The organism is Bacillus sp. 491mf (genome assembly GCF_900112415.1).
Classification (GTDB): domain Bacteria; phylum Bacillota; class Bacilli; order Bacillales; family Bacillaceae_G; genus Bacillus_A.
Genome location: NZ_FOLV01000003.1, coordinates 102,466 through 122,387, shown reverse-complemented (window position 1 = coordinate 122,387; position 19,922 = coordinate 102,466). Strand labels below are relative to the sequence as shown.

At 37.1% G+C, this 19,922-nt stretch carries 20 protein-coding genes and 1 pseudogene; 5 read left to right on the top strand and 16 right to left on the bottom strand.

The window, feature by feature from the left end; all coding sequences use genetic code 11:
- Positions 1-49 precede the first annotated feature (49 nt).
- From BM211_RS05145 to BM211_RS26665, 3 genes are all read right to left on the bottom strand, one after another.
- Positions 50-1,114 (bottom strand): anti-sigma factor domain-containing protein, encoded by a 1,065-nt coding sequence (locus tag BM211_RS05145; RefSeq protein WP_090995481.1) that lies wholly within the window; start codon positions 1,112-1,114, stop codon positions 50-52.
- Entirely contained in the window at positions 1,107-1,814 is a 708-nt protein-coding gene (gene sigI, locus BM211_RS05140; RefSeq protein WP_051957405.1) for an RNA polymerase sigma-I factor, read from the bottom strand. Before sigI ends, BM211_RS05145 begins: the two co-directional genes overlap by 8 nt.
- Before the next feature lie 102 nt (positions 1,815-1,916).
- Complete coding sequence (locus BM211_RS26665; RefSeq protein WP_218160782.1) at positions 1,917-3,140, bottom strand: DUF5667 domain-containing protein; 1,224 nt, start codon at positions 3,138-3,140, stop codon at positions 1,917-1,919.
- A gap of 162 nt (positions 3,141-3,302) precedes the next feature.
- Between BM211_RS26665 and BM211_RS05120 the strand changes: the two genes are divergently transcribed.
- A complete protein-coding gene (locus BM211_RS05120) occupies positions 3,303-3,518 on the top strand; it encodes a spore germination protein (protein WP_035437358.1) in 216 nt (71 codons plus the stop codon).
- Between the two features lie 230 nt (positions 3,519-3,748).
- Here the strand turns inward: BM211_RS05120 and BM211_RS05115 are convergent, their stop codons facing one another.
- From BM211_RS05115 to BM211_RS25785, 3 genes are all read right to left on the bottom strand, one after another.
- Positions 3,749-5,005 (bottom strand): M48 family metallopeptidase, encoded by a 1,257-nt coding sequence (locus tag BM211_RS05115; protein WP_035437361.1) that lies wholly within the window; start codon positions 5,003-5,005, stop codon positions 3,749-3,751.
- A gap of 241 nt (positions 5,006-5,246) precedes the next feature.
- A complete protein-coding gene (locus BM211_RS05110; protein WP_051957397.1) occupies positions 5,247-5,573 on the bottom strand; it encodes a hypothetical protein in 327 nt (108 codons plus the stop codon).
- A 108-nt stretch (positions 5,574-5,681) separates the two neighbouring features.
- Positions 5,682-5,864, bottom strand: coding sequence for a hypothetical protein (locus BM211_RS25785; protein ID WP_035437363.1), 183 nt, complete (start codon positions 5,862-5,864; stop codon positions 5,682-5,684).
- Positions 5,865-5,917: 53 nt separating this feature from the next.
- Here BM211_RS25785 and BM211_RS05105 point away from each other — a divergent pair, with 53 nt between their 5' ends.
- Both BM211_RS05105 and BM211_RS27460 read left to right on the top strand, forming a co-directional pair.
- The gene (locus BM211_RS05105; protein ID WP_035437365.1) at positions 5,918-6,502 is read left to right on the top strand and encodes an SCO family protein; all 585 of its coding nucleotides are present in this window, start codon (positions 5,918-5,920) and stop codon (positions 6,500-6,502) included.
- 83 nt (positions 6,503-6,585) lie between these two features.
- Positions 6,586-6,669 (top strand): annotated as a pseudogene (locus BM211_RS27460) (IS6 family transposase); the annotation flags it as partial.
- A gap of 70 nt (positions 6,670-6,739) precedes the next feature.
- Here the strand turns inward: BM211_RS27460 and sdaAB are convergent.
- The 6 genes from sdaAB to BM211_RS05075 form a co-directional block, all read right to left on the bottom strand.
- Positions 6,740-7,399, bottom strand: a complete 660-nt coding sequence (sdaAB, locus tag BM211_RS05100; protein WP_035437367.1) for an L-serine ammonia-lyase, iron-sulfur-dependent subunit beta — start codon at positions 7,397-7,399, stop codon at positions 6,740-6,742.
- Between the two features lie 357 nt (positions 7,400-7,756).
- Complete coding sequence (locus tag BM211_RS05095; RefSeq protein ID WP_090995478.1) at positions 7,757-8,668, bottom strand: DMT family transporter; 912 nt, start codon at positions 8,666-8,668, stop codon at positions 7,757-7,759.
- Positions 8,665-9,897: a 5-aminolevulinate synthase gene (hemA, locus tag BM211_RS05090; protein ID WP_090995475.1), complete on the bottom strand. Its 1,233-nt coding sequence runs from the start codon at positions 9,895-9,897 to the stop codon at positions 8,665-8,667. The genes BM211_RS05095 and hemA overlap by 4 nt, the downstream gene beginning before the upstream one ends.
- A 757-nt stretch (positions 9,898-10,654) precedes the next feature.
- Positions 10,655-11,674: a C45 family peptidase gene (locus BM211_RS05085; RefSeq protein ID WP_090995472.1), complete on the bottom strand. Its 1,020-nt coding sequence runs from the start codon at positions 11,672-11,674 to the stop codon at positions 10,655-10,657.
- Positions 11,675-11,812: 138 nt separating this feature from the next.
- On the bottom strand, positions 11,813-12,172 hold the full coding sequence (locus BM211_RS05080) for a VOC family protein (protein ID WP_035437378.1): 360 nt from the start codon (positions 12,170-12,172) through the stop codon (positions 11,813-11,815).
- 159 nt (positions 12,173-12,331) lie between these two features.
- The gene (locus BM211_RS05075) at positions 12,332-13,237 is read right to left on the bottom strand and encodes an AraC family transcriptional regulator (protein WP_035437381.1); all 906 of its coding nucleotides are present in this window, start codon (positions 13,235-13,237) and stop codon (positions 12,332-12,334) included.
- Positions 13,238-13,372: 135 nt separating this feature from the next.
- Between BM211_RS05075 and BM211_RS05070 the strand changes: the two genes are divergently transcribed.
- Together BM211_RS05070 and BM211_RS05065 are read left to right on the top strand one after the other, a co-directional pair.
- A complete protein-coding gene (locus BM211_RS05070) occupies positions 13,373-13,858 on the top strand; it encodes an RNA polymerase sigma factor (protein WP_090995469.1) in 486 nt (161 codons plus the stop codon).
- A 5-nt stretch (positions 13,859-13,863) separates the two neighbouring features.
- Positions 13,864-14,985 carry an anti-sigma factor gene (locus tag BM211_RS05065; protein WP_090995466.1) on the top strand — a complete coding sequence of 374 codons (1,122 nt, stop codon included), beginning with the start codon at positions 13,864-13,866 and terminating at the stop codon, positions 14,983-14,985.
- A gap of 35 nt (positions 14,986-15,020) precedes the next feature.
- Here BM211_RS05065 and BM211_RS05060 read toward each other — a convergent pair whose 3' ends face one another.
- The 4 genes from BM211_RS05060 to cysW form a co-directional block, all read right to left on the bottom strand.
- Positions 15,021-15,959: an ATP-grasp domain-containing protein gene (locus BM211_RS05060; protein ID WP_090995464.1), complete on the bottom strand. Its 939-nt coding sequence runs from the start codon at positions 15,957-15,959 to the stop codon at positions 15,021-15,023.
- Between the two features lie 148 nt (positions 15,960-16,107).
- The gene (locus BM211_RS05055; protein WP_051957398.1) at positions 16,108-17,694 is read right to left on the bottom strand and encodes a vanadium-dependent haloperoxidase; all 1,587 of its coding nucleotides are present in this window, start codon (positions 17,692-17,694) and stop codon (positions 16,108-16,110) included.
- Positions 17,695-17,954: 260 nt separating this feature from the next.
- A complete protein-coding gene (locus BM211_RS05050; protein ID WP_090995461.1) occupies positions 17,955-19,028 on the bottom strand; it encodes a sulfate/molybdate ABC transporter ATP-binding protein in 1,074 nt (357 codons plus the stop codon).
- Between the two features lies 1 nt (position 19,029).
- Positions 19,030-19,890, bottom strand: a complete 861-nt coding sequence (gene cysW / locus BM211_RS05045) for a sulfate ABC transporter permease subunit CysW (protein WP_035437395.1) — start codon at positions 19,888-19,890, stop codon at positions 19,030-19,032.
- Positions 19,891-19,922 lie beyond the last annotated feature (32 nt).

Genomic DNA, 19,922 nt, shown 5'->3' with positions numbered 1-19,922 from the left:
AATTACCGTGTTATGAGAACGGAATTACTTCGTATACAAAGATACCTTTTTATTGATTATGTTTTCCCTTTTCTTTTTCTTCATGCTTTGAAGAATTTCCATGTTTATCTTCTTTTTGTTGTTCTTTCTGCCCTTTTTCATACTCTTTTTGTTCTTTTTTCTGTTCGTGATATTCTTTTTTCTGTTCCTTTTTTTGCTCTATGTCCTCTTTTTTCTGTTCCTTATATTCCTTTTTTTGTTCTTTATTATTTTCTTCTCTATGGCCGTTATTTCTTTCCTGCGGCGGCTGCACGTGAGCTGGTTCTCGTTCTTTTTCTTGTTGCCTTTTCGGCTCATTTCTTTCTTGTTGCACAGAAGAAGAGGAATTCGATGGCGAATCAGAATGAGTTGATGACTCCGGCTGTGAATGTACTTCAGAAGGTTGTTCCTCCTGCACTTGCGGCGATGCCGGCGAGACAGACGATTTCTTCTTCTCATTTTCCTGTTTCAAATAAATCCCTGTGCTGACTCCTGCTTTTTGGGCATTCTCCCTGATCTGCATAGTACTTTCCTGATATATGACTGTAACGTGTTTTGCGTCATACTCGCTTTTTAACTCTTTCATAGCCTTCTGCAACTGCGACTCTAGTGACTTTTCTTTCGCAACAGATGTTAGCATAACTTGCTTATCACTCGTTAAGTACCCATCTTCTTTGCTTTGTTTTACAATCGTACGCACTACGTCTTGCAAATGCTCATTTTTCCACCCTTTTATTTCTTTTAAAATTCGCTTGCCATCATCATTGCAAGCTCGTAATTCCGTAACACGAAGATCCTTTGTCACACTCGCTTCTATGCTTGGGTTAATATCGATAGAAACATAGGCAAGCGCTTGTTCTTTCGGCTGATTAAATAAAAATAAAAAAACACATAGAAAACAAGCTAACATAAGCGATGCCGGTTTTAATATTGAAGGAACTGAAAAAGGCATTTTTCTTTTTTCTTGTTCATGAAATACAATTTCCTGTCCGATTATATAAGAGTTTAATTTCTTCTTACAATTAATAAATTCTCCGTCCGGTGTCAACACAATTATGCTGTGTTTTTTTATATCCATCACAATTCCTTTATTCATTCCCCTGCCCACCTCTTATATATTCTTGAATATATATGTAGTTGTTTACAAAAACAATGCACATTGCAATGATGTATTTCCTATGTCTTTCTAGCGTTTTGCGACTTGTTCTAACATATGGTTCAATTTGTTTAAGAGGTAACTTTTTCTTTCGGAATAGCTCTTCTATCATTTTCTCCTCTTTTATAATAATCTTTACAATTCCCATTAAATGCTCCCGCGTATCACGATGCTTCGGAGACTCCTTCACAAGCTCAGTAAACGAAATTTTAAACTCAGATAGCACACGTTGAAAATGAAGAATTTCTTCCTTCCGGTTGCTGTTCTCTATCTCTTTCATATATTCCGTAAGCGCCGTCTGCGTTTCTATTGTTTCCTCTTGCTGGTCTTCTTTTAAAAAGACGAGGTTATGCCTAGACTCCTTACGTATATAATCAATTACATCTCTTTTTATAAGAAGCTCAGCAAACGAAAGAAAAGATTTCCCTTTTTTATATGAATATTGTTCAATGGCTTGATGAAATGCAAACAGTCCAATGCTATATTCATCGTCCTGTTCTGTAATATAACGGCGACAGACTGCCGAAATCGATTTTAGAATAAAAGGCCGATACTGAGCGATAAAAGCTTCCTTATCCTCTTCATTTTTTTGTATATTTAATACTACATCTTCTATTGCCGCTTTTTTTACGACTTTCATCAATAAACTTAACACAGGTAGTCCCTCTCCTCCCCTCTGCTATAAATAACAAAACGGTCACTAATGAAGTGACCATTTTACCACAGTATTCCCTTGTTTTTCTTAATGTTTTTCGTGACCAACTTTTTTACCGTTATCTTCATGATTTTCTTCATGTTTTTCGTGACCGACTTTTTTACCGTTATCTTCATGTTTTTCATGACCAACTTTTTTACCGTTATCTTCATGATTTTCCTTTTGCTTGGATTGTCCATGATTCTCATGAGAAACAACAGCTTTATGTGCTGGTTGTGCCGGCTCTGCTGGCTTTGCCGGTTGTGCTGGCTCTGCTGGTTGTGCCGGTTGTGCCGGTTGTGCTGGTTGTGCTGGTTGTGCTGGCTCTGCTGGCTTTGCCGGTTGTGCTGGCTCTGCTGGTTGTGCCGGTTGTGCTGGTTGTGCTGGTTGTGCTGGTTGTGCTGGTTGTGCTGGCTCTGCTGGCTTGTTTTCCTTTGCAACAGCACGCGCTTGCTTTTCTTGCACTTTCTCTATTTTAGCAGCAATTTTTGCAAAACTCTTCTCTATATTTTTGATAATTGCAGCTTTTGCTTTCGGATTTTTCACTTTATCAAGCGCTTTTGCTAATGCTTCGATATTGTTTCCTATATTCACTTTTACTTTTTCTGCTTCTGTTTTTTCTTTATGAGCTGGCTTCTTTGTTTCTTCTTTTTTTGTTTTAGCAGCCTTTTCTGCTTCTTCTTTCTTTGCTTTAGCAGCCTTTTCTGCTTCTTCTTTCTTTGCTTTAGCAGCTTTTTCTGCTTCTTCTTTTTTTACTTCAGCAGTTTTTTCTGCTTCTTCTTTCTTTGCTTCAGCAGTTTTTTCTGCTTCTTCTTTCTTTGCTTCAGCAGTCTTTTCTGCTTCTTTTTTCTTTGCTTCAGCAGTTTTTTCTGCTTCTTCTTTCTTTGCTTCAGCAGTCTTTTCTACTTCCGGTTTCGTTTCTCCTGAAAGCTTGTCCGCTTTTTCTAAGTTTTCTGCTGCTTTCTCTAATGTATCTTTTGTAAAATCATCTTTCCCTTTTTGCATTAATACGCCTGCTTCAGCAATTCGCTCCTTAGCTTGTTCAGATAGTAACTTTGCCTTAGCTAAATCATTGTTCGCAAGCGCCATTTTTATATCTTCGACCATCGTTTTTACGAAATAGAAGAAATCTCCTTGCACTAGAGTCGGCTTTTCTGACTCTGTTGTTTTTACTGCGTCTGTGCTGCTGCTAGCATACGCCGCCGTTCCCATTAAAAATGGACTGCATGCCATCATTGTTACCATAGTTCCTTTTAATAGTATCTTTTTCATCTCATTTTTCCTCCATTTGCTTTCTTCACTATACATATTCGGAGAAAAAATAAGTTTTATGGGGGTTAAAAAATATTTTTCGCAAAATGAAAGGAATTTTTATAAACAATCTTTTTTTCAAAATAAGCAGCATACACTAAAAATAAAAAAGAGGTGAAGAATATGCCTGCAATTGTGGACAGCATTGTCATTTCAAGAATTAATGGGATTGTAAATTTAGGAGACAAATACAATGTAGCTCCTGAATTCCGTAATAAAGAATATCATGGTTCTGGATCATCAAATGCAGCAAAGGAACTGAAAGTCTTTAATGGGGTTAGTACCGCTAATGTATTTGATAATGACCTAACTGATCAAGATACTAAATTTACATTGTAAACTATATACTTATTAAAAAACCTCTTTCTTTAGGAAGGAGACCAGAGCATCTGGCCGCGCATAGGAACGGTCAGGGTCCTTTCCTGCCATATGCTAGGTTTAAAACAAAAGGGGTAAAGTAAGCATGTTGTATTCTCCATAGATATATAAAAAGAACAAGTAACTTCCTAGTCTTTATACTAGAAAATTACTTGTTCTTTTCATTTTTACACAATTCTTGTTCTTAACGACTATTTCTTCTTATATTCTTCAAACGTGAGAATTCTTTCAAAAATTGGCGGATGTGTGTACATGAATAATTTCACCAGAGCCGGCGGGTTCACTTGACTTAAGCTCGTCTTCGATAAATATTGAAATGTTTTAACTCCCGACTTACTATCCTTTGTCATGTCTAATGCGTATTGATCGGCTGCCCTTTCTTCAACGCGCGATACGTAATTTGTGGCAGGACTTACCGCAAAGGAAAGCACCGAAGAGACAAGGAAAAATAGTGGTAAAACTGAGAAACTAGCAATTTTAGAAATATGCAGTGTATCGCCCCATTTACGAATACACGCTTGAATAATACGGCTAATGAGGTACATACCAACGAAAGTTAAAACGATATAACTTCCAACACCCCAGTATATATGTTTCATCACGTAATGACCCATTTCATGCGCCATAATAAATAATATCTCTTTATCTTTTAACTGCTCGAGCGTCGTATTCCATAAAACGATGCGAGAATTTGAGCCAATTCCCGTTACGTATGCATTTAACGCATTTGTTTTCTTTGACATATCCACTTCATACACATGCTCTGTTGGAATATTCGCTTTGTCCGCTAATGTTAAAATCTTTTTCTCAAGCTCCTTATTATGCAGCGTTGAAAAATCATTATAGAGCGGATCAATGACTACTGGTTGAATGAATGTTAAAAAGATCGTGAATGGAACAGAAAGCGCCCAGCCGTACAGCCACCAGCGTTTCGGATATTTTTTAATGAGCCATAATAGCACCGTCACGATCAGAAACATAAGCAAAAAATTGATCCAAAAATCAAGTATATGCTCCTTTATCCAATTTGCTGTTGATTGTGTTGAAATGCCGTAATCAACAGATATTTGATGACCAATCCATTGCAGCGGCAATGCGAGCACCGTTGTCACAAGCGATAAATAAAACAAATAAATCGCAATTTGTAGTACGCGGAATTTTGTTGTATCTTTCGCCCATTGTTCAAACCGCTTTGATACACCGAAAATAAGTACAAATAATAAAACAATCCATTGCAGCGGCGTTGCTAAAAAAAATAATAAATCCTTTACCCGCGAGTAATCTTGACTAAGCGTTAGCTCCCTTGCATTCATAAATGTTGCTGGATCTGCACTCGTTCCTTTATACGCTTCCGGTATGATCTCATGACTCCATCCAAATAAGTACCAATATATAAATAATGCAAATAGAGCGTACAAAAAAAGTGTCCAACTCATCACTTTTCGCATGATTTCTCCTCCTCATTGCTGCCTGTCTATTAATATTGTAGTTCGTTCTTTGGAAAATAGAACAAGCTAAAAGGAAAATAAAGCAGCAAGGTAGTTAAAACCATTGCCGCTTTTACATTGCATAAAACCATACATAACGTGAAATGACTTGAGACATCACTTAGGTTCTCAAGTCATTTCACCATTTACTGGGGAATAATATCGTAATCGCCGGATGCTATCTCTACCCCTTATAGGATTTTTAAAACAAAGAAGCTGTGAAATAAAATCTATCATTACCTCCGCCTAAAGTGATGTCCGAACCATGACCTATAATTATATCAACTGTATCTCCAGCGGAAAGTCGCACTATGTTACACCCCATTACTATAGTTCCTGGTTCTACAGAAGGTTCTCCAAAAAGAAACGTTTTTAATACGCCATTAATCCGAATAGCCATATCAAGAGGTTGAGTTACTGAAAGTGGGTCAATGTATAGACCAGCACAAATGGAATATACCCCGTTAGCAGAAGGAACAAACGTAGATGTTGTTGGATCATATTCATGGGATAGATCAAATTCCACCATTGGAAATACGACTTTGGTTGGGTCGTCCAACCTAGAAATAACTTGATTATTAAGATTAAATGCTCTAAAGGTATGCTTTGCTATTTTAATTACCTCCTTATTTTGTAATCAATACAACTTATTCCACAATAACTCGTGTTGTATCAGCAGTTGACGTAGAGGAAGCGTAAATTTATGGAATGTATCGCACAGTAGAGGTACATACATAATCCCCATCCTCTTTAGATTAGTATGTCCAAGTTTCATATTTTTTGCACCAGAACCATGAATTGTCATGTAATATTCACTCATTACCTCCTTATTTTTCAGATTTTTCTTATAAAATAAAAATTGGGGGGATTGGAATGAAGAAGTTGTACATTACTTTTACGCTCGGACTGATTATCGCAATCGGGATTGGAATTTTTTATTTTACCGGTTACCGAAAAGCATCAGCAGAAATACCAAAGGGGATTGTTATGGAAGATGTAAACGGAACATCTGTATCATTTGATCAATTACCGAAAAAATTAAAGTTAGTCGAATTTATGTATACAAAATGTCCAGATATTTGTCCAGTTACAACATATAAAATGAAACATTTACGCGATGAACTTGAGAAACAAAAAGTGTTTGGAAAAAAAATCGAATTTATTACAATTACAATTGATCCGAAGTATGATACGAAAGAAATTCTAGAGCATTACTCTAAAACGTTTGATATGAAGGAAACACCAGGTTGGCATCTACTGCGCGGCGATGAGGAAGAAACGAAACAACTAGCCGAATCTTTTAACTTCCGCTACCGCGATCCTGGAAGCGGCCTTTACATTCATACTTCTAACTCTTACTTATTAGATGAAGATAATCGTTTAATTGAAGTATTCGGTATGGGCGAGCGCGGGTTTGATAGTAAAGAAGTGTTAGAGAAAATCAAGAAGGCAATGTAAAACCCCTTTCTTTTAGAGGGGTGAGAGTATCTGGCCATAGGTAGTAATGAAATCGAATTGATTCAATGATGGGCAAAGTTACCCTATATAAACAAAGGCGAAGTCTTCAAATAGACTCCGCCTTTTCAACGTACAATGAACTTCAACAATTACTAGCCACTTCCTAAACATTGTTCCTCATTTACCAACCTGTTTATGCTTTTTTCAAACTTTGCAACAGAACCCTAATAAAACTGTCTAACTTAAGGCTAGTGTTTGATAAATCTTTGGTAATCCTTTAATTTCCTCAATTACTTCATGATTTAATAGTTCCTCAGTTTCAATTACCAATAGAGATATTTTTCCTTTTTCCTGTTGCGATACACGTATCATATTAATATTAATTTTACGTGTTGCTAATATAGAAGTTACAGACGAAATGGTACCAAAATGATCATTGTTCATAATAAGAAGAGCTGATCTTGTTTCATTTAAATTCAAATCAAAACCATTAATCTCAATAACTTTGATTTTTCCCCAACCAATCGAACAAGCAATCATCTCAATTTTATCTTCACCTTTGTATAAAGTAATCTTTACTGTATTGGGATAAGACGGTTTTGCAATCTCTTCTATACAATTAACTGTAATTCCTCTTTCTGCTGCAATTGTAAGTGCTTTAGAGAATAGTGAGTCATCCATTTCAAAGCCCAAAATACCACCAACAAGTGCTACGTCTGACCCAAAAGTGCAATCAGCTTTTTTGAATGCCCCATATAAAGAAATTTCGATTTTTTCTGGAGGCTTTAAAAATAGCTGACGAACAATATGTCCTATCTTTGTTGCTTCTACTCCATAAGCACTAGGTGTTCCAATAGTAATAGGACCAATAATATCAAATACTGATTTATATTTCATGATTGTCCTTTCTCCTTAATATTAATAGTAGGGATGCATTAATAAAATGTTTTTGTATTAAGAAAATATTTCATAACTGAAAGGTAATGAAAATACGGATTATAATAAGCGATCCACCCTTTTATTAAGATATCTATTCAATGCAAAGAGTTTTTTGATATTTTCAACAATAACTTTTAATAAAAAGATGTATTGATTTATTTGTCATTATTGAAAGTAAACGATCATGTTTATTTAAAAAATCAGTAAATAAAGAATGCAATTTGTTAGGTAGTTATACCTTATTTAACCCTGTAGATCTGTTCATACTATAAGGGAACAGTATTATATTTTATAAATAAAGCCCATGGGAATTTTTTAATTCCCTGGGCTTTCATTTCTCATAATATTCCGATTCCTGTATGGTAAGCGAAATCCTAGTGCAATTGCTGCTCCAATGCAACTAAATAAACATCCGAACAGTAAATAGAGAGTAGGTGTAGAATCTCCAATCGCAACAGAGGCAACCCCACCTATTGCCGGAAAGAGTGCCACCATATAACTACTAACTGATGCACCGATTCGTTCTACTAGCTTGAGGTAGAACATCCATGCCCCAAAGGAAGCAAATACAGTTAAAAATCCCAAAGCTCCAAGATAAGAAACGGACGTTGGTAGTGTAAAGTTCTGTTCCTGAAAGGTACAAACAGCAAGTAAAAGTATCGAAGCCACAACAAAGCCAACACTATTCGAATAAACAGCATTAATACCACGTCGTGCATTTCGAGCGGAAGCTGCATCACCAATAGCTGTAAGTATAGTTCCAAACAATGCGAGGCCTATTCCTTTTAGATCACTTGTACTAGAGCCCTGTGTTAGTAGTGGATAAACTAATATAGAAACACCTACAATACCAACTATTCCCCCTATTAGAATTCGAGGATGAAGACGCTCATCTAGAAATATACGAAGTGCAATTGGTGTCAGAACTGTCTTCAGTGAAAACAGCAGCGTTACTAGTGCAGCAGAAATCCAAATTGTCGCGTAGTATAAACACAAGTAACTTAGAGCTAAGTTACATACCCCAAAAGTAACAAGGGGAAAAACATCTTTACGAGAAGGCCTACCATTTGGACGTACCACGCACATGAGGACAATAAACATTAGTGCAGCCCCTACCAAGCGATAGGTTAATGACAATTCAAGGCTTACAGGAGTACCTTGTATTTTTACTGCAATAAAGTTCAATCCCCAAACTATTAAGCAGAAGATGTACATAAAAATTGTCATACGTCTAACACTTCGTTCTGCGGTGCAAAAGGAATATCGAAATAATTAAAAACTTCTGTTAATGAAACGGCCAGTTGTGCTATCTGTTCCTCAGTGTGATTTGGTGTAACATTAACTCGGAAGCGTTCTGTGCCGACAGGAACCGTTGGTGAATTAATGGGTTGCAGATAGACGTGATGTTGTTCAAGTAGACGTTGGGCAGCAGCTTTACATTTTTTTGCATCACCAATGAGTACAGGGAGAATATGCGTTTCACTTGAGTCCATTATCGGAATATTTGCTTGAGCAAGTGCTTCTTTTAACATGCTAGTTTTTTGGTGTAGAGCGTTCCGCTCGTTATCCGAAGATTTTAAGTGTTCCACACTAGCATAACAGGCCGCGACAACAGCTGGTGGTAAGGATGTTGTAAAAATAAAACCAGATGCAAAAGAACGAACAGCGTCAATTAGTAATGATGAAGCTGCAATGTATCCCCCGATTACTCCAATACCTTTTGCCATTGTTCCTTGAATAAAGTCCAATCGATCCACAAGACCTAGTTCAGCAGCTATTCCTGCTCCGCGAGGACCGTACATACCGATTGCATGTACTTCATCAAGAAATGTTAAAGCGTTATATTTTTCTGCAAGATTCGCAATTTTTTGAATCGGTGAGATATCGCCATCCATTGAGTATACTGATTCAAACACAATAATTTTTGCTCGATCATGTGGTTGAGCTGCAAGTAACTCTTCCAAATGGTTAACATCATTATGTCTAAATATCTCTCGTTCGACTTGAGTGCTACGTATACCATTAATAATTGAAGCGTGATTTCGTTCGTCAGAAAATACTATGCAATTTGGAAATAGACGAAGTAAACATTGTAATGTTGCATCATTCGAGCCATATCCTGTAGGAAAAACTAATGCGGCTTCTTTACCATGCCATTCCGCAAGTGAAGATTCAAGTGCAGGGTAATGATAATGTGTACCACCTATATTTCGAGATCCGCCTGAACCAGCACCAAATGTTCGAATTGCATCATGCATTGCTTCGGTAACTACTGGGTGCTGAGACATTCCTAGATAGTCATTGCTGCACCAAACGACAACTGGTTGCCCATCTTTCTGGCCATTCAACTGTGCTAAAGGATATTGGCCACGCATCCGATTAATTGTAACAAATTCTCGATATTGTCCGCTTTCTTTCAAAGATTCGAGCTTCTTTTCAATAATTTTTGCATACATGACTTTTCCTCCAAGTATAGTTATAGTTTACAGTTCATCCAGTTTGATATTTTTTCATGAAAATTAAGGAAAACTCCTAAAAATTTTTTATTATATCAGGAAAATATAATAAAGCCAAGCAAAAAACAAATTTATGCATATTTTCATAATTTTGTTTTTTAAAAACTTCAAATTTCTTTAAGTCGATATAATTAATTTCAAATAAATAATAACAATTTTTTCAAAATAAAACCATATTTTAGAATTTTATCAATAAAAAACAGATAATTATCATTAAAAAATGGTCATACTAAGCTGAATATTATAAGTAAAGACTAGTTTCCTCTAAAAGAATCATTGTAATGATTTGCAAAATCCATATAAAACAATACCTTTAGAACAAAATATAAATATAATTTTCTTATTTTTTATCAATATAACTTTTTAGAATTCTGTTGCAAAGTTGATTAACATCAAACTAGATAAGCGATTGGGGAGTACTTATTAGGGGTCACCTTACATCACCATCAAGTTAAAATTTTATAATGCCCCCAAAACGAATAATTAGAGTCTTTTTATAGCAATGAAGTTCATTTTTATCGTTTTTGGGGCAACTTGTTCTGTTAGGTTGATGGGCCGCCAACATTCCGGAAATCTTGTACGCTAAACAAATTCAAATAAAAAAAGACGAATTCCTGTACGATGAGGAACCGACTTTTTTTATTTGCCTTCTTAAAGTATAGTCTCCGTTAGCGGAATAAGAATGAGAGTATATTTATTATTTATCGTCTATTACTCCAGTTAAAATATGATAATTAATATTATTTCCATTAACCCATTCTTCAAAATTTATATCTAAAATTTGATTGCTTTGTGCTATAGAGGTTAAAATTCTCAAGTCTTTAAAAGAGTAGGAAAAAGTATGAAGAGTACCGAATAAATTATCGTAATCAGTAAAAAAAACTGGTGAATCTTTATTTGCAAAGTTATGAAACATTTCTCTATGTGTTAATTGACTATCTTTAAATTTCTGCAAATATTCATTCCGTTTAATAGAACCTTCAATAAAATGCCTATTTTTCTTTTCTAAATCATGGTCTTGAAAATGATTTACACACGACAATAATAATGGTTCTCTTCTTACCCTCACTTTTTCGGGACTTGCTTCAACTACCGCTATATTTCCCTTCCTATCTCCAAGTGAAAAATTATAACAAGCTGAATGAGGAATTTCTTTTAGCATTTGTATGGCGTCTTCAAGCGTTGAACAAGTGTCTAGTATCATGCGAATTGATGTCCAAGCTGATAAACCTTTTGAATAATCGCTATTACTTACAAAATGTAAGCCTATAACTAGTCCTTGGCTATTCACACCTTCATGCCTACCTATCGCTTGCAGATTATAACCTGCTGAGGCATTAGCATTTTCGGGTTGAAGTAAGCTAAAACAACCATCATACAATGCAGGAGAAAAGTCATAATTTCTTACGTAGTATTCATTTGTAATAATTGCTGAACATCCCATCGCTTCGGTTTTTGGTACGTCATATCCACTAAATAATGCCGCTACTTTATTTAGTGGTATTTCCATTCCTTCAGCTAAACCCTGTAGTTCATCGAGTAAATGGGGAGCGAAAGTTGAATAAATAGATTTCATATTTTTATAATCTATTTCTGGTTTTGTTAACATTTCTAAATTTTTTAGGATCGGTTGATTCTGAATATGTTTTCCCATCTTAAGCCCAATATTAAATGAGCTATCTCTGATTTGAAGTACAGATACAGTGAAATCTGACATTCTCATCCTCCTTTCCCTCACAATACAAAAATAGGTGTTTCTCCATAAAAAAACTATTTTTGTATTGTGAGGAGATTATCTCATGGGTTATTTACAAATGGCAGATGGGAAATATTTGACGCTTACTTTTCTACTACTCTATTTTCCTACTAACACAAATTCATTTCCGTCTGGAGCTTGCATTACAGCCACATGCCCACCTAAAGAATTAAGGAATGGAGTGCGAATCCACTTAACCTCAGGATTAGATTTTAACGTTTCGTAAGTCTCACAAACATCCTCAACGACAATCTCAGTTTCAGCAAAATTCAAATTAGGGTTATTCTTTAATACTAACTCTGAAGTACCATTAGGAAATTTCATGCCAATAAGTTTCCATTGCTTTTCTTCATCTTGAAATACTTCCCAAGCTTTTGTTAAACCTAACAATTGATAAAATTCTACTGCCTTCTCAATATCTTCTACATAAATTGCGACACATTCTATTCTTTTCCACATCAGCCATCCACTCCCCACCAAGATTGTCCAAATAAATAAGATAACTATTTAACTAACCTGCTCGTTATTTTAAGTACAATATTTTTAATGTTAATTGATATTTACAATGTTTCTTCACAAAAACGGAACTACTTACTTTGAAGTCCGTCTCTTTTTACTTTATTTTTTCTTCTGCACCGGCAGCCAGATCTCCAGTTGTACAAGATCGTGCTTATCAGCATGAGAGCGCTCATCGTATAATTCAAACTCGACAACGCCAGCATGCTCATAGTCAGAGTGCGGGAACCACTCTGTAAAGATTGCATTCCACGTTTGCTGAATCGATGCAACCATTTCTTCCTCGGGAACTTTGGGCGTTGTAAATACAGCGTACGTCGCTTCAGGGAATGTGCGGCACGTCATATCACTTGATACACCATCAAAGCTTGTTGCTTCCATTCCGATAATATACGTAATCTCACCTTTTTCTAAATTAAAATCTGTACACATCCCTAACTCGACGAACTCATTCGTATGCTTACGGTTTGGGATGTTTTCTGACAAATTATTTTGTAAATAATCTTGCCACATGGCTGGAATATCTTTAAGATTTTGTCCGTCTTTACTCGTTGTCTTCATTTCATACCCAATTACTTGAAAAGCTGGCTTAGTTTCTATGCGAAATTCCATTTTAATTCCCCCTAAATACGGATTATATTTGCGCTGCATCACATTCACCTTGGAATATAACGGTGTTTGAATCTCTTGCTTTCGATATGCACTCGGCGTCATATGAAACAGCTTTTTGAAGGCGCGCGTGAACGTTTCATGAGATTGAAAGCCATGCTCTAGTGCGATGTCTAAAATTTTTTCCTCTGTGTGAGAAAGCTGATAAGCTGCCCGGGCGAGCCTTCTCTTTCGTACATACTCCATCACAGAGTCTCCTACTAGTGCTTGAAAAACGCGGTGGAAATGATAATCCGAAAATCCTGCCGTGCGCGCAAGATTCGCTAACGTTTGCTTTTCCATCACATCTTCTTCAATAGAATCAATTACTTTTTGAATTTGTATTTCATAACATCCCATCTCTGTTCACCTGCCTTATATATATAATAATAAAGAGAACTCATGTTTTCTTCTTGATGTTTTTTGCTTTTGTTTTATGAAAATTTGTAACTTTTTCAAAATATATCCGTTGTTATAGATAAGGAGGGGAGAGTCGTGAAAGAAAAGCAATCACTAGAGAAAATTTATGAATTGCACATGAATGATTTATTTCGTTATCTCCTCTCCCTCACGCAGCACTTTCATGCCGCAGAAGATCTGATGCAAGAAACATTTTATCGCATGCTTGTTCACATCGACAGCTATAAAGGAGAAAAAGTGAGACCGTGGCTATTTAAAATTGCTTACAGCGCTTTTATTGATTGGAAGCGAAAAGAAACAAAATACAAAACAAGTTCTTTACAAGACTTTCAACTGCCGAGCGTTCAAAGTGCAGAAAATGAGTTTCTAACTAAACATGCCATCACAACTTGGCTCCAGCAACTCTCTTCCCTTCCAATAGCACGTAGAAACATTCTTTTATTGCGAGATTACTATGGATTTTCATATGAAGAAATCTCCCAAATGACCGGATTTACATTAGCAAAAGTAAAAATAGAATTGCATCGTGGCCGAAAAGAAATACAACTAACAAAGGAGTGATAATTGTGAGTTGTCCTGAATATAGGGAACTTTGGAAAAAATACGAGAATGGTACCATCACAGACGCCGAACAAGAAAAATTAGAGAATCATATTGAAGCATGTTCAATATGTGAAGCACATTTAGAAGAACTCCTTACAAGTACAGAAACGCCAAAAAGGCGACTACCTCCTCCTTCTATACAAGTACCATTTCGAAAAATTAAATGGAAGCAAAGACTACAGATTGTCTTTTTTACAATTTTATCATTAAGCATATTATATGGATTTAGCATCTTTTCAACTTTGCTATACAACGAATTCATAAATCGAAGCGATGCAGCTGGAGATGCTCCTCAATTAGCAATTCAAGCCCTTATGCCAAATGTACAAGCAAATGGCAAGGGAACAAATTACAAACCATTTTTCCGTGCCCACACGACAATTAACTTACAAAAAGAAATTGGAAAGAGAAGTGTTCCATTCGGGACATTAGAGGTGGATCGTTCCTTCACCTCCTTCTCAACAAAACGAAACTGGGCAAATAATGATTCCCATAAAAAAGTATACTTTGTACATCCAAACTCAGGTGAACAGGCTGAGTTACAGGAACTATCAAAAGAAACTTGGCATGCACTTGAAAAACTACCTGAAGGTACTGTTTCTGAACTAGCCATTTCTTTTGATCAACTATATTCGTTAAAAGATGCCGAATTTATTTTATGGGACACTTTCGGCGCACAAGAAAACTCACCACGCGCTGTCTGGTATGCACTTCATACAGGATATGAAAAAAAAGCCGATTCCCTTTATTTATCTAACTTTGAGCTCTTTGGCTTTCCACATCGTATCATTGGCTTGAATATGGAAAAGGAACCGGAAAGTCTAGAAGATAAAGTAATAAAAATGATGGAGATTTTATCTCAAAACCATGAAACAGTACGTAAAATCGGCTGGCTCGGTACAGAAGATCCGCAATTATCCAAACGATACGAGTATGTAAAGAAAAATGGTTTAAAAGTATATGGTGTTGTCGTTACCGGTCCGACAAAAGAATTACTAAAGCTGCAAAACTCCAAATCTATTCGTTTCGCATCACTTGGCGATGTGGAGCTCTGGAATTGGTACAAACGTCCGCTTCCTGAATAACAAGAAAGCTGCCTCATCAGCAGCTTTCTCCCTATCTATTCTACTTTCTCTAATTCACGACCAAGAAATTTCGCAATCTCTAACATGCCGTACTTCCCAACAACTGCTTCGGCGTCAGCATTGTAGTTTGTATTCGTATTTATATCATAAGTGAAAATTTCACCATCTGCATTTCGAATGAACTCAATGCCCGCGATCGCTATATCGTTAGCAGCCAAAACAGCCTCATATTTTTGAATGATTGGGTCATTAAAGCCGTCAATGATTTGAAACTTCGGTTTTTCCGGCGCTTTCTCTCCAACCGGACAGAACAGATCGCCAATTTGACAAGCATCAGCTGGGCATAATTCAAAGCCTTTTGATGTATCAACTTGAACTGCATATACAAATTTCCCGCCTACAAACTCACAACGTGTAATGTAAGGCTCAGGAGATTGAATATATTCTTGAATTAAAGTAATACCATCTACCGGCTCTTCAAATGCTGCACTTTCTACGTAATCTTTTAGCGAAGCAACAGATTGAAACAGCTGCACGCCTAGTCCTTTTCCAGCGCGGTTATGCTTCGTAATAAATGGACGTCCTTCAAATTGCGCTGCTGCTTCTATAATATGTTCTTTACCAACAGCTGCAATGGTCTTCGGTGTTTGGATTCCTTGTGCATTTAGCGCCATATACTGCGCAACTTTACTTACTTCGAGCTGAAGTGCTTTACTTCCGTTGAACACCTTTCGATTATGCATCTCTAACCAAGTAAGGACAGCACCTGTAAACTCTGGTGCAAAACGGTGATTTCTTGTATGAGAAGAAGCGCTCATCCGGTTATAAAATACCCCCTGCGGTGGAACAGACGAAAGATCAACATTCCCTTTGTCTAAATGCCATTCTTCATAAGGAAGACCGAGTTCTTCCAATCTTCTCTTTAGATGCCTTGTCCACTCTGTGTTTTCATGAATAATGTGAACTTTCCCCATAGAAATACCCTCTTTCTAGATGTAATAGTTTCATTATACTATTTGTACAATAGAGAAAAAAGCTGTTCAAAAATTTTACTTGGAACAGCTTCTTTACCTGAAAGAGGGTTAAAAATATTGAATACTTTCGACTTACAGTACCAATCTATTAAACTGTTATAGTAGTACCATCGAATTTCGTAAAGGTGAATCCATAAAACTGTTCATTATAAGTTGCTTTATAATCGTGAAGAATTCCAATTGCTACTGCTTCACCTAGCTTTAGACCTTCACTCATATCAGAACGCCAGTGAACACCAGCTATATTGCGCCCAATCCCAATATTAGAAGCAAGTTTATTTAATTCGTCTCCCACTCTCAAAGGTTGTCCTAAATAAGGAAGCAAAGAAAGACCATCAGTGCTTGCTACAACCGGCTGCGGAATGACAAATGATTCATTAAAAAAGGCCTTCAATACAGTAACGCCAGCACCCATAATACAAGCATGACCAGAGGGATATGCTGGATGAGTCGGACATCCTTCTGGGTAAGCCATAGGTAACAAATACGTACCAAATCGGTTAAAGACTTCAGAAACAACCTGCGAGTTCAGTAATTCTGAATGAATTGGATAATGAACAGCGCCTGTTAACTCATTTTGAACACGGCCCCCAAATTCTTCGGGACGAATTCTGCGATGAACTAAAAATTTTTGAAACCAAGCTGCTTCGAGTGCTGCATTTGCCGTTCTACCTACTAAATCTAAAATATGCGGAGCACCAAAGGTAGCAAAACCCTTTTGCGTTTTTGAATGCAAATACGGATTACTTTGCGACAATGCTGCTCCTCCAAAACTAAGTAACATTAAACATGCAGAAAGACAAGCTTGATAGGAAAAATCTTGATGAACAAATTCACCTAAATCACGTCCATTACGAATATAGCGTGAAGTAGAATCAAATAACATGTTTTGCGAGGATGAACCATTTTGAATATTCAGCCATTCTTCATAAGAAGTCATATAATCTTTATCCGGCAAGGCAATGCGATATTTTTGAACCATTGTTGCCGCTCCATAAGGTATGTCTTTCCACAAAAATTGAGAGATGTAAGGACCCGTTAAATCGCCAGATGTTTCACCGCGGAACAAGGTCCCTGTCGTAACGACTCCCCCAACTTTCGGACCACGAAAATCTGAAAAACTTGAAAGATCAGAAGCAGCTGCAATAGCAAGTGGATTCGTATCATACTCTGTAAAAGGCACATCACGTAATAATGCATGCCAATATAATTCACCCATTTCACTTGCTTCCCAGGCACTACTAAACATCGGAGGTACAGCTACACTTAAATGATGGCTATCTGGTCCTTCTAACCCATAAGCATACGCAGCTTGCGGATTCGCTAGTTTCGCAGACCCACCTAAAATTAAGCGCTCAAAAACACTTGATTTTCCCTTCTTCAGCGCTTTAATCCATTTTTTATAAGCGGGCAATTCAACTTCTCCGTAATCATTATGTGGTAAAGCTTTAGAAAAATTAGCAATTTTATTAGAAAAACGTTTTTCATCTCCATTACATAATTGTTTTGGCACAGAAAGACGTTTTTGGTAAATTGCCGCTTCCATACGAATTTCTAGCGCCTCATCGCGACGCTCCCCTGGACATATAGGTCCTATTTCACATTCTTTTTCTTTCTTCGATATATCCGCATACGGATATCCAGTATTGTTTACCTGATTACAATCTTTCCCCATTTACTACCACCTTATCGCACTCTAAATTTTTCCTAACTTAAACCATTGTGATTCATTTGAATTCTATTTAATATATTCATATATTCCTAATTACGGTACTAAATGGACTGCCTTTTTATTAAAATTATTAGCGATGAGTTGAATGGATTAAGCTTTTATAATGAACAATTTTGAGTGCTGTTCGGGCATTATAAAGTAAAACCGCTATCTACAATTCTTTCATCTAACTTCTTCAAATGGCCCATATGTGACTCTACGGGTTAAATCACAAAATCCTCCGGAACAAACACTTTCACTTCTTTCGGACGCACATATACTACCTCTCCTGCCCGAACATGTAACTGTGTAAATTGCTCCTTGCCTACTTCCGCTTCTAAATACTCTTCTGTTCCTAAGCGCTGCAATTCAATATATACAACCGGACCAACTGCGTGTATATATGTAACTTTTGCTTGAATTGCATCTTCACTTTGTTTTGTACGTTCAATAGACAACTGATGCGGACGCACATAGGCAATCGCATCTGTATCTGAAACATGCGTATGCTCCGGCGCTTCTAATTCAATAGATCCTAAATTCAGTTTTCCTTTATGAACACGACCGTGAAATAAATTTACATTTCCTAAAAAATCATATACAAATGGACTTGCCGGATTGTCATACACTTCTTCCGGTGTCCCCATTTGTTCAATGCGCCCTTCGTTCATAACAACGATGCGATCCGCAACATCCAATGCTTCTTCTTGATCATGCGTGACAAACACACTCGTAATTTGAAACTCATCATGCAATTTTCTGAGCCATCTTCGCAATTCTTTACGTACCTTTGCATCTAATGCGCCAAATGGTTCATCAAGCAGCAAAATTTTTGGTTCAACTGCTAAGGCTCTCGCTAACGCAATCCGTTGCCTCTGTCCTCCCGATAACTGCGCGGGATAACGGGCCGCAAACCCATCCATCTTCACAAGCTTTAATAACTCAAGTACCTTTTCTTCTATTTCTGCTGCTGACGGTCTAAATTTCTTTTTACGGACTCTTAATCCAAACGCGACATTTTCAAATACATTCATATGTTTAAACAGGGCATAATGCTGAAACACAAAACCGACTTGCCGATTTTTCACATGAATATCCGTTAAATCTTCTCCATCGAACAAGATTGCCCCTTGATCCGCTTGTTCTAACCCCGCAATAATTCGTAATAACGTCGTTTTCCCCGAACCAGATGGCCCTAACAGCGCGACAAGTTCCCCTTTCGGAATTTCTAAGTTAATTTGTTGCAGAGCTTGAAACGTACCGTATTGCTTCCATACATTCTGAATGTGAATACTCATTCTAATGTCTTCCTTTCCATTCAATCCAGTTCTTTATAATTAACGTAACGACCGCAAGCAATGACATTAATGATGCAACCGCAAAGGCAGCGGAAAATTGATATTCGTTATATAAAATTTCAATATGAAGCGGCATTGTATTCGTAACGCCTCGCACATGTCCTGACACAACCGAAACAGCTCCAAACTCTCCAATTGCGCGTGCATTACATAAAATCATGCCATAGAGTAAACCCCATTTTATATTCGGCAATGTAACACGAACGAACATCTTCCAGCCGCTTGCTCCTAGTGATAAAGCAGCTTCTTCTTCACTTGTTCCTTGCGCCTCCATAACGGGAATTAATTCACGTGCGACAAACGGGAATGTGACAAACACAGTGGCAATGACAATACCAGGCACAGAAAAAATAAGCTGCACGCCATGCTCCATAAGCCACGCCCCTAATCCACCGCGAGGCGTAAATAGTAACACAAAAACTAACCCAGCAATAACCGGTGAAACCGCAAAAGGCAGTTCAATGAGCGATAAAAGCAACTGTTTCCCTCGAAAGCGAAATTTTGTAATTAACCACGCTGCCGCCACGCCAAATATCGTATTCAGCGGGACGACGATAAGAGCCACAGTAATTGTGAGACGAATCGCAGAAAGTGCCTCGCTATCTGTAATAGCGGCAATATACACATCGATTCCTCGTTCAAATGCCTTCATAAAAATCGTTACTAACGGCAACAAAAGAAATATAGATAAATAAATAACAGTAATCGCAATGAAAATGATGCGAACCACTTTCGATTCTGTCGTAACTACCGGTGTTTGCACTGTTTTTTGCTTGATTGGTTTCGCAAATGACGGTTCCATCCTTTTCTCCCCTTTCTATCCTTTTCTCCCCT